Source organism: Rhizobium sp. USDA 4016 (genome assembly GCF_056279705.1).
This window is the reverse complement of sequence record NZ_JBWCCY010000002.1, coordinates 683,356-696,703: the sequence shown is the minus strand read 5'-3', so window position 1 is coordinate 696,703 and position 13,348 is coordinate 683,356. Positions and strand designations below refer to the sequence as shown.

At 60.4% G+C, this 13,348-nt stretch carries 12 protein-coding genes; 7 read left to right on the top strand and 5 right to left on the bottom strand.

Features of this window, described 5'->3' with window-relative positions; genetic code table 11:
- Window positions 1-13: 13 nt before the first annotated feature.
- On the bottom strand, window positions 14-1,447 hold the full coding sequence (locus ACZ9DP_RS04280; protein ID WP_239603064.1) for an extracellular solute-binding protein: 1,434 nt from the start codon (window positions 1,445-1,447) through the stop codon (window positions 14-16).
- A 238-nt stretch (window positions 1,448-1,685) separates the two neighbouring features.
- A complete protein-coding gene (locus tag ACZ9DP_RS04275; RefSeq protein ID WP_476200422.1) occupies window positions 1,686-2,639 on the bottom strand; it encodes a helix-turn-helix domain-containing protein in 954 nt (317 codons plus the stop codon).
- Between the two features lie 407 nt (window positions 2,640-3,046).
- Here ACZ9DP_RS04275 and ACZ9DP_RS04270 point away from each other — a divergent pair, with 407 nt between their 5' ends.
- From ACZ9DP_RS04270 to ACZ9DP_RS04255, 4 genes are all read left to right on the top strand, one after another.
- Window positions 3,047-3,931 (top strand): sugar phosphate isomerase/epimerase family protein, encoded by an 885-nt coding sequence (locus ACZ9DP_RS04270; RefSeq protein WP_476200421.1) that lies wholly within the window; start codon window positions 3,047-3,049, stop codon window positions 3,929-3,931.
- A gap of 102 nt (window positions 3,932-4,033) precedes the next feature.
- Window positions 4,034-5,227, top strand: coding sequence for an ROK family transcriptional regulator (locus ACZ9DP_RS04265; protein ID WP_476200420.1), 1,194 nt, complete (start codon window positions 4,034-4,036; stop codon window positions 5,225-5,227).
- Window positions 5,224-6,207, top strand: a complete 984-nt coding sequence (locus tag ACZ9DP_RS04260) for a tagatose kinase (RefSeq protein WP_476200419.1) — start codon at window positions 5,224-5,226, stop codon at window positions 6,205-6,207. Before ACZ9DP_RS04265 ends, ACZ9DP_RS04260 begins: the two co-directional genes overlap by 4 nt.
- The gene (locus tag ACZ9DP_RS04255) at window positions 6,204-7,478 is read left to right on the top strand and encodes a D-tagatose-bisphosphate aldolase, class II, non-catalytic subunit (RefSeq protein ID WP_476200418.1); all 1,275 of its coding nucleotides are present in this window, start codon (window positions 6,204-6,206) and stop codon (window positions 7,476-7,478) included. The genes ACZ9DP_RS04260 and ACZ9DP_RS04255 overlap by 4 nt, the downstream gene beginning before the upstream one ends.
- 233 nt (window positions 7,479-7,711) lie before the next feature.
- Here ACZ9DP_RS04255 and ACZ9DP_RS04250 read toward each other — a convergent pair whose 3' ends face one another.
- The 3 genes from ACZ9DP_RS04250 to ACZ9DP_RS04240 all read right to left on the bottom strand — a co-directional run bounded on the left by ACZ9DP_RS04250 (window position 7,712) and on the right by ACZ9DP_RS04240 (window position 9,785).
- Window positions 7,712-8,620, bottom strand: coding sequence for a hypothetical protein (locus ACZ9DP_RS04250; protein ID WP_476200416.1), 909 nt, complete (start codon window positions 8,618-8,620; stop codon window positions 7,712-7,714).
- 389 nt (window positions 8,621-9,009) lie between these two features.
- The gene (locus tag ACZ9DP_RS04245; protein ID WP_476200415.1) at window positions 9,010-9,189 is read right to left on the bottom strand and encodes a low affinity iron permease family protein; all 180 of its coding nucleotides are present in this window, start codon (window positions 9,187-9,189) and stop codon (window positions 9,010-9,012) included.
- Between the two features lie 209 nt (window positions 9,190-9,398).
- Complete coding sequence (locus ACZ9DP_RS04240; protein WP_476200414.1) at window positions 9,399-9,785, bottom strand: low affinity iron permease family protein; 387 nt, start codon at window positions 9,783-9,785, stop codon at window positions 9,399-9,401.
- Window positions 9,786-10,262: 477 nt separating this feature from the next.
- Here ACZ9DP_RS04240 and ACZ9DP_RS04235 point away from each other — a divergent pair, with 477 nt between their 5' ends.
- The 3 genes from ACZ9DP_RS04235 to ACZ9DP_RS04225 all read left to right on the top strand — a co-directional run bounded on the left by ACZ9DP_RS04235 (window position 10,263) and on the right by ACZ9DP_RS04225 (window position 13,104).
- A complete protein-coding gene (locus ACZ9DP_RS04235) occupies window positions 10,263-10,472 on the top strand; it encodes a hypothetical protein (protein WP_052451938.1) in 210 nt (69 codons plus the stop codon).
- A 591-nt stretch (window positions 10,473-11,063) separates the two neighbouring features.
- Window positions 11,064-11,393 (top strand): hypothetical protein, encoded by a 330-nt coding sequence (locus tag ACZ9DP_RS04230; RefSeq protein WP_074072582.1) that lies wholly within the window; start codon window positions 11,064-11,066, stop codon window positions 11,391-11,393.
- A gap of 547 nt (window positions 11,394-11,940) precedes the next feature.
- Window positions 11,941-13,104 (top strand): IS110 family RNA-guided transposase, encoded by a 1,164-nt coding sequence (locus ACZ9DP_RS04225; protein ID WP_476200411.1) that lies wholly within the window; start codon window positions 11,941-11,943, stop codon window positions 13,102-13,104.
- The last annotated feature ends 244 nt before the right edge of the window (window positions 13,105-13,348 follow it).

The following is a 13,348-nucleotide window of genomic DNA, read 5'->3' as shown; positions in this document are numbered from 1 at the left end:
GCTCTTGTCGGTGTTATTTGCGATAGCCGAGATTCTTCAGCTCTGCTTCGGCCGCCGCCGCCATCTGGTCGAGGCCTTCATCCGGACCTACTTCGCCTAAGAGGATCTTGTAGAAGATCGGCGCCGTGGCTTCACGCACCTGCGCATGGAAGGGGAAAGGCGGCGCGCCGGCGAAGAGCTTTCCCTGGTCCTTGAGCATGGTGTAGTAGCCATTCAGCTTCTTATCCATGTCGAGGACCTTGGGATCGTCATAGGTCGCCGTATTGGTGATGCGGGGTGCGGCAATCGCCCAGTCGGGCTGGACCGAGTCCTGGCCGATGAACTGCAGGAAGAGCAAGGTCGCTTCCTTGTTCTTCGACGTCACCGGCAAGCCGAAGGCACCGCCGTCATAGTAGCCGAGATAGCCTTTGCCGCCCTCGACCTCCTTGAGGACGTCGGGTTCGGTGGGCGGAAGCGCGACGCCGACATTGCCGACCACCTTGGACTTTTCTGCATCCGACGCGATCCAGGCGGCGTTCTCGCCATAAACCAGGCCCTGTGCGACGCGGCCGGCGGCGAATGTCGTCCCGACTTCCGTCCAGGTTGAAGCAGCAGATTCAGGCGGAGCGATGTCCCGCAGATGCAGCCAGTATTTGATGGCGGCCTTGGCCTTGTCGCCATTCATCTGGCCGCCATTCTCGACGGAGGCGGCATAGTTGTTATTGGCGTCGATACCCCAGTTGTAGACGCCGAATGTCGGAGCGATCGACTCGAAGAATTCGTACCAGGAGGCCGCGTGACCGGTGTGCGCCTGGGCCGTCGTTCCCCAGAGCTCCATCCCGTTGTCCTTGCCGTACTTGGTGAAGAACTCAGCAATCTGCGTATATTCCTCATGGGTCTTGGCCGGAGCCAGATCCTTGCCGGTCTCCTTCTTGAAAGCTTCCTGGATTTTTGGATCATTGAAGAGGTCGGTGCGATAGAGATAGACCTTGATGAAGGCTTCCATCGGAATACCGAAGAGATCGCCGTCGGCGTTCTTGAAGTAGTTGGCGAATGTCGTGAAATGGGTTTCATCGAATTCCGGCGCCTTCAGTGACGGATCGTCCTTCAGCGATTTCGAAATGTCGGTCAGGAAGCTGCGCGCCAGATAGGCATAGATGATGTCCTGCTCGATATAGACCATGTCATAGATGCCGGTCTTGGCTTCCATGTCCTTGATGGCCTTGTCGTACATCTGGTCCCAGGAGGTGGTCTCGATCTGGACCTTGATGCCGGTCTTTTTCTCGAATTCCGGCGCAAGCACGTCCTTGATGTAGTTGGACGGCGGCGTGCTTTCGGTCACGCCGTGCAGGACGACACCCTTGTATTTTGCGCCGGCATCCGACCAGAAATCGGCCCTTGCGGGTATTACGCTCGTAAGAACACCGATCGCAAGCGCAGCGATTCCAATTCCACTTTTCCTGATCATAATTCCTCCTCCTTGTGCCTTTGCACCACTTGCGGGCGCTGGCCGGCAAGTACGTTCCCACGACCGACAGGTGTCGGCTCCTCCCAGGTTCCGGCAGCACGGCTCCTCCCGGCTTCCAGATACGGTTCGCCTTCATAGGATCGCGACCTCTGGGCTGCTTTCCCGGCTTCGTTCCTATTGGCGTAAGAAGAGCTTAGTGCGCGGTCTTTTGCTCCGCCACGCGTGGTTTGCCGGCGACCTATACTTTTTCGCCGACTGCCATGGCCGCCGAATAGGCACGAATTTCCCGGAAGGGATCGCTTCGCGCTTGCGTTCCGATCTTGTGGGCGTTGCGCCGGTAATCCGAGGGCGTGCGCCCGCAGATCTTGAAGAACTGCCTGTTGAAATTGGCAATGTTGTTGAACCCGACCTCAAAGCAGATCTCGGTGATCGGCCGATAGGTCTGGGTAAGCAACGAGCAGGCGGCATAGATGCGCGCAAGGATGACGTAGCGCGCGAAGGTATGACCGGTCTGGCGCTTGAAAAAGCGCGAGAAGGCCTGCGGCTCGAGACCGCAGACCTTTGCGACCGAGGCCAGATCGATGTCGTCGCTGTAGTGCTCCAGCACATAGCGCATGGCGACGTCCAGCTCATGGGGCAGTTCCATCTGCGAAGAGGCCGGCGCGAGCCGCGACAGCCTGCGCCGCTCGGCGGGATTGCGTGCCAGTGCGATCATCAGCTGCAGGAAGAGCACGACACGCTCGGCGCCATGGGCGGAGCCCATCTGCGCAAGCAGCCGCCGGCCTTCAAGCGCCGTGGCGCCCAAGAATTGCACGCCGTAGACCGCGTCCTCATAAAGCGGATTTATTGTGCCGAGCTCAGGACAAAATGAGCCGACGCGATCGGCCCATTCGGGGGTAAACTGGATCAGCACGTCGCGGTTGCGGATCAGCTTGCCGGGCTCGATATCGCTGACCCAATTGTGCGGCACGTTCGGACCAGTCAGCACCAGGCAGCCAGGCTCGAACTCGCCGATATAGTCGCCCACCATCATGACGCCCGAAGTCGTGCGGGTGAGATGCAGTTCGTATTCAGGATGATAGTGCCACTTCGCTCGGAAATAAGGGTAGTCATGCATGTTCCAGCGAAAGGATTCTGCTGGCGGGCAGATGATCATCTCGAAATCGGGTACGATCCGCAAATCGGCTTTCATGGAAATAACCTCCTCCCGACAGGCAGGTCGTGGTTCCCCAGGCGCCTATGTCGGCATGCACGCCAAAAGAGCTTTTCGTCGTTCGGCTCCCTTGTCCAGTCGCAGCTTAAGAGCAAGCGAGCCATTGGTTCCCCCTGCACGTCGGCCTTCCGTTGGCGCTGGTTTGCGCCTTATATGTTGCCTGAAAAAACAAATTAGTTCATTTGGGAAAGCTGTCAACACCAATCTCATAAGCCCAAGTTCCCAAATACCTGCAGGCCACTATTGAGGCATTTGCACGCCGAAAAAAACATTTGCTCATTTTGACATCGAATGCTCGATCGTCCTCGATCTTGAAATCCGCTTGACAGACGCAACTGAAGCTTTATTTGTTGCGCAATGCAACATACTTTTGCTAGGGGGAGAAGATGGGCCGGTTAGGTATTCATTCTTTCGTGTGGACGGGCGGACAAACCCAGTCGATGCTTGAGGAAGCAATGGAGAAATCCGCCTCCTGCGGTTACAACCTCATTGAGTTCGCCTACCTGCGCCCGGAGAAATTCGATCTCGATGCACTCGCCAAGCGGGCTGCGGCGCTGAAACTCGATATTGCTGTCACCATGGGCCTTCCGGTCAGCCACGACGTGTCGAGCGAAGATGCGCAGGCGGTTCGAGCGGGCGAAGGCATGCTGGCCGACGCCGTGCGCGCCGTGCGCGACATAGGCGGGAGCAAGCTCGGCGGCATCCTTTATTCCGCCCACGCGAAATACGCCCGGATGCCGACCAAAAAGGGATGGGACAGCAGCGTCGCGGCCATCGCCAAGACGGCTGGCCTTGCCCAGTCTGCAGGGATCGACCTTGTTCTTGAAGTGGTGAACCGTTTCGAGACCAATCTTCTCAACACCACCGCCCAGGGCCTCGCCTTCATCGATCAGGTAGGCTCAAAACATGTGCGGCTGCACCTCGACACGTTCCATATGAACATCGAGGAAGCGAACCCGGCGGCGGCCATCCGGCTTGCGGGCGATAAGATCGGCTATTTTCATATCGGCGAAAGCAATCGCGGCTATCTCGGCGACGGCGTCATCAATTTCGATCTCATGTTCGATGCATTGCTCGACATCGACTACGAGCGCGACATCACCTTCGAATCCTTTTCGAGCGCTGTCGTCGATGAAGGTCTGTCGCTTGCCTGCGCGATCTGGCGCGACACCTGGACCGAAAACATGCCGCTCGCGCAGCATGCAAAGCGATTCATCGACCTCAAGATGGACGAGGCGAAACGCCGTCGCGCGACCGTTGCGCGGCCGTGACGGCGAAAGATGGGGGAAAGGTGAAGTCCGGTAGATACCGGGCGTTTGCGGCCCAGTCATGATGTGTCAGTGGTCGGACAAGAGAGGCAAGGAGAATCGCCCGTGAATGAAGTGGGTCCAATCGCGTCTCCGAGCGGGATCCGCCAGCGCAATGAACTCGCGGCGATGCGGGCGCTCTATCGCCACGGCCGCTTGAGCCGGGCGGAGCTTGCGCGCATTCTAGGGCTCAATCGCTCCTCGTCCGGCCATATCATCGCCGGACTAACCGCCGAGGGCCTCGTCCGCGAGGTGGGAACCGCCGAGCAGGCCCAGACGACCCACGCGGGGCGGCCGGGCATCATGCTCGAACTTATGCCCGAAGCCGCCTTTTTTCTCGGCATCGAGATCGGCGTCGAACATATCACGGTGGTTGAGGTCGATCTCGCCTGCCGCATCGTCAACAACCGAATGGAGCCATTCGACGGCCCATCCGTCGATGTCGAGACTGCGGTCTCGCGCGCGATCGCGATCGCCTTCGACACATTGCCGGCCGAACACCGCAGCCGCTGCGAGGGCCTCGGCGTCGCCGTGCCGGCGCAAATGGACCGAAAGGGGCTGATCAACACCGCTCCCCTGCTCGGCTGGCAGAACATACAGCTGGCCGATCTCGTGCGTGCGGCCGTGCCGGCACAAATGCCGGTCATGGTGGAGAATGACGCAAACGCCTTCGCGACCGGCGCGAGCTACGGCGCTCGGGAGGTCCATTCGGGGGTCACGCTCTATCTCGTCATGGAAAGCGGCGTGGGCGGCGGCATCGTCGTCGACGGGACCGTGCTTCGCGGCGCGCGGGGACTTGCCGGCGAAATCGGGCATCTGCGCGTCGATGGTGCCGATGCGCCCGGCCGCAGCCTGGAAAGCGTCCTCGGTCTGGAGTGCATCCTGAGCATCTATCGTTCCGTCTCGACGCAGCCGGAACCGAACTTCGCGACTTTTCTGGCCGATGTGCGCGACCGCGTTCCCGGCGCCGTCGCCATAGCAGAAGACTGGGCGCGGGCGCTGGCTTACGGCCTGATTCAGGCCTGCAGGATCATCGATGCCGACAGGGTCGTCCTTGGCGGTTCGGTCGCTGCGCTCTATCCGTTGATGGCGGCGCGCGTCCTGCATCACATTCGCTCCGTGCAGGAGGAGAGCTTTCCGCTGCCCTTGATCGAAACAAATGGCGATGAGACGGTGGGGCCGGCCTTCGGCGCTGCCTGCATGCTTCACCAGCGCTATCTCCTGACCGACAGCGCGCGCCCTGCCGAGGATGCTGCATGACACCGACAGGCTTAGCCCCTGATGCGCTTGGACCAACGATAACGATCGGCGAGATCCTCGTCGAGATCATGGCAACGGATCGCGGCACGGGCTTTCTCGAGCCGATCACTCTCATCGGCCCCTACCCCAGCGGGGCTCCGGCAATCTTCATCGATCAATGCGCCAGAATAGGCGGTTCGGCCGGCATTATCGCCTGCGTGGGCGACGACGACTTCGGCCGCGTCAATGTCGCACGGCTGCGCGCGGACGGCGCCGATGTCTCGGCTATTTCGACCAGCCCAGAGTTTCCAACCGGCAGCGCCTTCGTGCGCTACCGGAATGACGGTTCGCGCGATTTCGTGTTCAACATCGCAAGATCCGCCGCCGCCCAGATCGACCTTACCGCCGCGGCGCGCGCGCTCATTGCCCGATCGGGCCACCTGCATGTCATGGGAACCGCGTTTGCTATACCCGGCGCCATCGAGATTATCGAACACGCGATTTCGGCGATCAAGGCTCGCGGCGGCAGCATCTCCTTCGACCCGAACGTCCGCAAGGAGTTGCTCGGGCAATCCGAAACCCGCGCCCGCTTCGCAAGGCTTGTCGATATCGCCGACCTGATCCTCCCGTCTGGAGACGAGCTGTTCGTCGCGGCTGGCGTCGAGGGCGAAAGTGAGGCGGTCCATGCGCTCTTCGCCCGTAACGCCAGCGAAGTGGCACTCAAGCGCGGCGCAAAGGGCTCGACCGTCTTCACACGGGAAGGCCGACGCATCGACTGCCCGGCCTTCGCAGTCGAAGAAATCGATCCGACCGGCGCCGGAGACTGCTTCGGTGGCGCCTATGTCGCGTGCCGCCGGCTCGGTATGCCAATCGAACAGGCGCTCACCTATGCCAATGCGGCCGGCGCCCGCAATGTCACGGCCAAGGGGCCGATGGAGGGAGCCGGCACCCGCGCCGAACTTGACGCCTTCATCGCCATGACACCGGGGCACAGCCCATGACATCCGTACTCGCCAACCTAGCGCGCAGCCGACGCACGGGCGGCATGGCCGGCATCACTTCCGTTTGCTCGGCTCATCCCATCGTGATGCGCGCGGCCCTTCGACATGCCGTGGCGTGCGATGGTCCGGTATTGATCGAGGCGACCTGCAATCAGGTCAATCAGTTCGGCGGGTACACGGGCTTGAAGCCCCGTGATTTTGTGGCGCTGGTGGAAAAGATCGCCGGCGAAGAGCGCCTGCCGCGAGACAAGGTCATCCTCGGAGGCGATCATCTTGGCCCCAATCCATGGCGCGCAGAACCTGCCGAGGTCGCCATGACCAAAGCGGAAGACATGATCGCCGCCTATGTCGAGGCTGGCTTCCGCAAGCTCCATCTCGATACGTCCATGGGCTGCGCGGGTGAACCGGTCGCGCTCGACGACGCGACGACAGCCGGACGGGCGGTGAGGCTGGCGGCCGTGGCGGAACGGTGCGCGGCCTCTTCAGGCGGTGAGCCACCGGTCTATGTCATCGGAACCGAAGTGCCGCCGCCTGGCGGCGCGCATCATGTGATCACCACGCTCGACCCGACGGGCGTCGACGCGGCGCGCAAGACGATTGCGCTGCACCGGACGCGGTTTGACGAAGCGGGCCTCGGCAAGGCCTTCGACCGCGTGCTGGCGCTTGTCGTCCAGCCTGGAGTCGAGTTCGGCAATGAAAACGTCATTGTCTACGACCGGGCGAAAGCACAAACCCTTTCCGCGCTGCTCGACGAGGAGCCCGCGCTTGTCTACGAGGCGCATTCGACTGACTATCAGGGCGCGGAAGCGCTCCGCCAACTCGTCGAGGACGGCTTCGCCATCCTCAAGGTCGGGCCGGAATTGACCTTCGCACTTCGGGAAGCACTCTACGGACTTGACCTGATCGCAAGCGACTCCATCCCCGGTTATCCGAGCCGAAACCTCATGGTCGTGATGGACGCGCTGATGAGGAAGAACCCCGGCCACTGGAAAGGCCACTATCAGGGTTCGCAGGCTAAGCAGCATATCCTGCGACACTACTCCTATTCCGATCGTATTCGCTACTACTGGAACCACCCCGCGGCCGAGGGTGCCGTCTCGCGGCTCACGCAAGCACTCGACGGCCGGATCATCCCGGCACCTCTTTTCCGGCAGCATCTGCCCACTTTGGTGAGGTACGCTGGAAAGCCCCTTGAACCGCAGGAGTTGCTGATCGACGCGGTGCGGGCAGTTCTCGACGAATACCAAAGCGCTCATCAGCCGGGTCGATAACAACACGCATCGCAATCAACGACGACCCACCCTAGCGCAACGTTGCGATGGACAGACCAAGCGGTAAGCTCCCAACGAGAAACAAGGGCTTCGTCAGCGAGACGACACCTGCCGACGAGGTCGCCGGCGCCACGGTGGTCCTGACGCTATGGTCTCGTCCCGGACTTCTACCTCAAAGCTGCCGGAGGTCCGGGACTGCAGGGCATTTACAGGACATGCGGCGGATGTCGGTTTCACATGCGATTTAGAATTACGTCTTCTTCCTCGTCTCGCTGTCGGCCTCCGAGTGCTGCGGCAGCAGAGGCAATGAAAGCGCCTATCAGGAGAGACAGAGCGCCGAGCATCGCAGTCGTTGCCGCTGCCTCACGTGCCTCGTCTGCAGCTCTTTGGGCAGCGACCTTGGCATCCTCCACACGCTTTAAGATGGCGTCAACGCGCGTCTTGGCATCGGCCTCCGAAAGACCTGCGTGCGATGCCACGATCGTTGCGAGATAGTTTTTGTCCTCATCTGGGATCCCGCCTTGAGCGGCGCCTTGAAGAAGGATTCTCGAGACTTCAGCCGTGGCTGCACCCTGGTCGGTCGTGGCCTGCGCGCGGTTTCGGTCTGGTCGAAGCAAAGCATCGGTGAAATAGGACGCCGAGAGATCGGTCGCCGGCGACTGTGATGATCCTGCTGCGACAGCGCCAGCAAGGCTTGCGTTGGTCGCCGCTTGGCCGACTGCCTGCGCGCCGGCCCCAGCAAGCGAGGTCAAAGATGACGTCAGGAAGCCCACCACGAAAATCGTGGCAACCGCCCAACTGATCAAACCATGAGCGGTGTCCCGGAAGAAGACCTCGTCGGTGTGAACAGCCGCCCATCTCGTGCGGAGCCGGCCCGTGAGGTAGCCCCCTAACGCTGCCGACAACCACTGCACGACCACCAGCCAAATCGCGGCCGTCACGCCAATGGCCTCTGCCGAAGCGCTCTGTCCCGTCCAAGGTGACACCATCGTCAGCCCGACACCAGATCCGAGAAGCAAAAGGATCAGGGTAACGCCTGTGGCGGCAAAAGCACCACCGAGGATCGGTCCCCACGACATCGCGGACTTGGACGATTCGACAGGAGTGGCCGCGACGTCTGGACCTGTCATGGACATGGACATGGACACCTCCTATCGCATGAAGAGAACAAGGAGAATGACGATTGGCAGTGGAATGCCGAGAAGCCAAAGAAGAATACCGCGACCCATGGCGTTGCCTCCGATCTTGAGGTTTTGAAGTTATTGCAGAGACTTAACGCTGACGCCTGTTCAATGTTCCGGCGGTCTAACGACCGACCTTCGCTAAATCCTGTCCGTACCGGCAACAGTTCGTGGCACTGGTTTTATCAGTCGATCGTTGCGAACCCGCCGGAGCATGAACGTTTACATGTGTGAGGCTGCGCCGCTCGAATGCCGGACGATTGAGGCAGGATCGATGCCGGCAAAATGGAATTATGCAGAACTCGTGTGCAACCAATGCTGGCCGGCCGTCTGCGCGGCCGCGACTAGGGTCACCCTCCCACAACCGGGGCGTCCTCGTCCCTCTCCAGCCGTTCCACACCTATCATGTGGTTTCGCGCGCCACTCGACCTGATGAGTTCATCGACTTTCGTGTGAAGCACCCGCATGCCGCGGTTCTGGGAATGCTGGAAAAGAACGAGGATGAAACAGGTTGCCAGTGTTTCCAGCATATTTGTTGCCAGGAGCCATTGCTTGGTTGGACCCGTCGCCAAACCGAAAAATAACCCAGATTGCGATAACTGCGGCAACGGCCATCAGGGCAAGCCTGCTTCCGACGATACGGAGTGATCCGACAGGCGACCAACGAGCTGATGAGCTACTGGGGTGCGCACGATCGCTTTCCTCACCAGGCTGGTCAGGCGACGCCTGGAGTGTCCTGCTAAACTGCCGTCTTCTCCTCCGCCTTTTGATCGACGCACTCGGCTTTTTCCGCCAGCATCTTGCTCATTGCTCGAAGCTCGTTCTCGCCGAGTTTTTCAATTCCGACGAACTTATTCTGCGCCTGGGATGTCAAGATGAGTTCATCGAGCTTCGCCTGAAGAGCTTTCCCGTCGCGATTTTGCGAGTTCTGCAGCACGAAGACCATCAGGAAAGTGATTATGGTGGTGGATGTGTTGATGACGAGCTGCCACGTCTCCGAGAAGTTGAAGAACGGGCCGGATACAGCCCAAATCAGAACCAAAGATACCGCAAGAATGAAGGTCCCCGGTCGGCCGGAAAGGTCGGCCACTCCTGCTGCGAACTTGGAAAAAAACCTGGACGCCATTTGCTACCTCCGCGCTGATCGTTCCCATTAACGGCCGGGAAGCGTAGCGGTTCCTCTGCGCATCGACGTCGGTCCTCTGGCGGGTACGCATGAATATGTCGGCAGTGTTCCTTTTTCGCAGGCGGTCAATGTTCACGGCCCGCGGACGAGCTGCAATGCGGCTCACTGTCGGTTGTTGATTGGGGCCTGAAAAGTTGGGCAGCTGCATACCCCCAGATCCGCACTTGGTAGTTCCGGCGCTGACACTCGGGGTTGACGCATCTAGCGCAAACTCTAGCTGCAGTCCGGGCGCATCAACATCGAGAGGATGGCAAGTGCTCCAGCAAGAACGCATGGACCGTGCGAAGCGCACGACGCAGACCGCGAAGAATATCATCGACGAAGAACGTCGCCTTCGTGTCGCGAAGAGCAAACGCCTTCGCGCAGCTCGAATGGCAACACCCCGAGAAAAAACCATCTTTAACAGGGGAGATGAAAATGCCTCAGCTAGATAGAATTCCAGCCATTCCGCTCCACGATGAACATGTCGTCACAGCAAGAGAGGCGCTCGAAGGGCTTTATCTGAAACTGCAGCAGGAGGCCGAAGTGCGCCTGGTTGCCGCAGCACTCCGTGCAGGCTGGTCCGCCGAGGAAGCGATAGATGCCATCGACGACCTTCGGAAGGAAGACGTGCAGGTCGTGAATTGACGCGGCGAGATTTGTCGCAATGGTGCCGGCAGTTCCGGGTAAGCCCCTCGAGGAAGGGTCGATGCCAGCGTCATCGGCAATTTTGCCGCATTGTTCGGTTGTTTTGAAGTGGCGCCTCCATTGCACATGCAGATAGAGGAACTTTTTTATCGCTCTGGTAGTTGAAGCCACCGACCGCGTTAAAATGCTGCAGATCGGAAGGCAACACCTTTTGCAGCACGTGCGGCCAAGGGCTCGCCTCTTCCTTCTTTGGAGGCGAGCCCATGACGACTGGCCTCCCACGTAGCCGCTCCTTTTGGCGGGAAATCATCGGCGAAAGTGGTATTCCTCGCCAAGCCGATGCGCGCCAGCATTCACCGCTTGCCGGGTAGGAGCCGTGAAGCCGAAGATTGGGAATATCCGACGTCGCGGTCAGCCGCCGCCGGCCCTTCGCACCACCTGCTGATCGCCATTGTTCCGGCCGGCACGCGCTATGATCAGGACTTTTCAAGCCTTGCCGCCCGATCTCCCGTCAGTCAGGGAAAATACCGTGGGAACCTCGAGTGTGCTGCCTCGTTAGGATGAATCAAAACAACAATAGGAGGAAGCGTCATGAAACTCACTTCGTTGGCTCTGATTGCCGTTGGCATGGCAGCTTTGACATCCCAACCGAGCTTTGCCGACTGCGTGGACATAACCGGGTCCACAACGACGGAGGGTCGTAGCGGCATCGCCAAAGATGGTACTCGTGCTCCGATGGAAGGCAGTGAAACCACGCAAGCGCAAAAGAACGAGGCTGGCGCCAATGCACCTCAGAAAGAGGGTGGAACACTGCCGTTGGCCAAGAACCCCAATCTTGCGACGTCTGAACAGGACGTGGTGGCACAGCAGCATGGCGATAAAACCGCTGCTGCGAAGGCTCAGCAAGACAAGTGCGATTAATCAGGCGAACTACATCGTAGATGTGAGGGAGGCATTCGCCTGCTAGGGCACCTGGCCGCCCAAAGTCTGCGACGGAACCACAAAGTGTGATTGGCGCTGCTCTGTTCGTTCAATCCTTCGAGATTTTTGGTGTGCAGGATCGAAAGCGCGTAGCTCCGGGCTTCGGGCATGGACGTAAGCTCCTGACGCCGCGAGGTGCGCGGCTTGCGTGGGGGCTTTGGGGCGGTTGCGACCATGAGCTCTGGCACCGGACCCGGATGCGACTTACCGCGGTGCCCATGAGGCCGCCTCGCATCGGCGAAGGCGCGTTCGAACGTCTCCTTTCGTCAGTATATCTCGCCTTGCCCCAACTGCTGAGCCGATGAGCAGTGATCCTTCGGCACCAGCTCATCGAACGGCGCCATCTCGACGGTCTAGTCGGGCGGTTTCTTTACCATGTCCCAGTGAACACAAACCCCCGGCACAGCCAGATCCTATGAGGAGGTGGATAGCGGTCCGCGCTGTGGCAAAGTGAGGGTCGCTAAAACATCTCACACTGGAGGCCAGCATGCCGGTTGCAGCACACCACCCCGAAACGCCGACCGCTATCCACACTGATCTTCGCGCAATTTTCGTCTCGATGGAACTCTCCCGCTCGAAATGGCTGGTCACCTCGCTGTCGCCGGGTGGCGGCGAGAAGATGTCCAAGTACTGGGTGGAGGCCGGCGACATCGCCGCCCTGCTGGAACGGTTTGCCGAACTCAACAGGAAGGCCCAGGCGCGGACGGGACGATGCTTTCCGATCATCGTCATCCAGGAAGCTGGGCTCGACGGCTTCTGGATCCACCGCGTGCTGGAGGCGGAGGGGATCGAGAGCCACGTCGTCGATCCCGCCTCGATTGCGACCTCGCGCCGGCGGCGGCGGGCCAAGACCGACAAGATCGATGGCGAAGCGCTGGTGCGCACGCTGCTCGCCTATAAGCGGGGCGAGCCGCGCGTCTGCGCCATGCTCAGGGTACCGACACCCGAGGAAGAGGACCGCCGCCGCCTTGCGCGAGAGCGCAAGGTCTTGACCAACGAGCGCGTAAGGCACGTCAATCGCGTCAAGGGCCTGCTGTTTGCCCAGGGCGTGTCCGGCTACGAACCACTGCGTCGAGACCGGCGCAAGTGCCTTGAGGAACTGAGGACCGGCGACGGGCGTCCGCTGCCTGTCCATCTGAAGCGGCAGATTGGCCGCATCCTCGACCGGCTGGAACTGCTGATCGAACAGATCAAGGCGATCGAGGCTGAGCGCGACGCCATGCTGGCGGCCCAGCAGGGTGCTTCATCGGCGCCGACCATGCTACTCGCTCTGAAAGGTATCGGACCAGAGTTTGCCGCCGTGCTGTGGTCGGAAGGCCTGTCCCGCCACTTCGACAACCGGCGACAATTGGCTGCCTATGCGGGCCTGGTCGCAACACCGTGGAAGAGTGGGGCGATTGATCACGAGCAGGGCGTGTCGAAATCCGGCAATCCTAGGCTACGAACGACGCTCGTTCAGCTTGCCTGGCTGTGGGTGCGCCATCAACCGCAATCGGCGCTCACCCTATGGTTCAAGGAGCGGGTGAAGCAGAACAACGGGCGGCTGAAGAAGACGCTGATTGTGGCGCTTGCTCGCAAGCTGCTTGTGGCGATGTGGAAATACATCAATGCCGGCGTCGTCATCGAGGGAGCGGCCATGACGACCGCCTGATGCGTTAGCCATCAAACTGAATTCTGCCATCTTCCGGGACCTGATCAGTCCCGGCGGATCCAGGTGGGACGAACCGAACAAACCCTTGGCTTGAAATGCCGCCTGTCCAGAAGGGTTTCGTCCTCCTGAGCCCTTGCCCCGTCGCAAGCGGGATGTTGGTGCGCGCTGTTTCGAACGGCGACCGTATATAAGGTGGATCTGGCTCGGACAAACGGGCCGCGTCATGCCATCGGGCTCAGACCAT

Bases quoted from the DNA above. Each gene is read 5' to 3' on its own strand.
- ACZ9DP_RS04280 (WP_239603064.1), bottom strand. From the start codon at position 1,447: ATGATCAGGAAAAGTGGAATTGGAATCGCTGCGCTTGCGATCGGTGTT.
- ACZ9DP_RS04275 (WP_476200422.1), bottom strand. From the start codon at position 2,639: ATGAAAGCCGATTTGCGGATCGTACCCGATTTCGAGATGATCATCTGC.
- ACZ9DP_RS04270 (WP_476200421.1), top strand. From the start codon at position 3,047: ATGGGCCGGTTAGGTATTCATTCTTTCGTGTGGACGGGCGGACAAACC.
- ACZ9DP_RS04260 (WP_476200419.1), top strand. From the start codon at position 5,224: ATGACACCGACAGGCTTAGCCCCTGATGCGCTTGGACCAACGATAACG.
- ACZ9DP_RS04255 (WP_476200418.1), top strand. From the start codon at position 6,204: ATGACATCCGTACTCGCCAACCTAGCGCGCAGCCGACGCACGGGCGGC.
- ACZ9DP_RS04250 (WP_476200416.1), bottom strand. From the start codon at position 8,620: ATGTCCATGTCCATGACAGGTCCAGACGTCGCGGCCACTCCTGTCGAA.
- ACZ9DP_RS04245 (WP_476200415.1), bottom strand. From the start codon at position 9,189: ATGCTGGAAACACTGGCAACCTGTTTCATCCTCGTTCTTTTCCAGCAT.
- ACZ9DP_RS04240 (WP_476200414.1), bottom strand. From the start codon at position 9,785: ATGGCGTCCAGGTTTTTTTCCAAGTTCGCAGCAGGAGTGGCCGACCTT.
- ACZ9DP_RS04235 (WP_052451938.1), top strand. From the start codon at position 10,263: ATGCCTCAGCTAGATAGAATTCCAGCCATTCCGCTCCACGATGAACAT.
- ACZ9DP_RS04230 (WP_074072582.1), top strand. From the start codon at position 11,064: ATGAAACTCACTTCGTTGGCTCTGATTGCCGTTGGCATGGCAGCTTTG.
- ACZ9DP_RS04225 (WP_476200411.1), top strand. From the start codon at position 11,941: ATGCCGGTTGCAGCACACCACCCCGAAACGCCGACCGCTATCCACACT.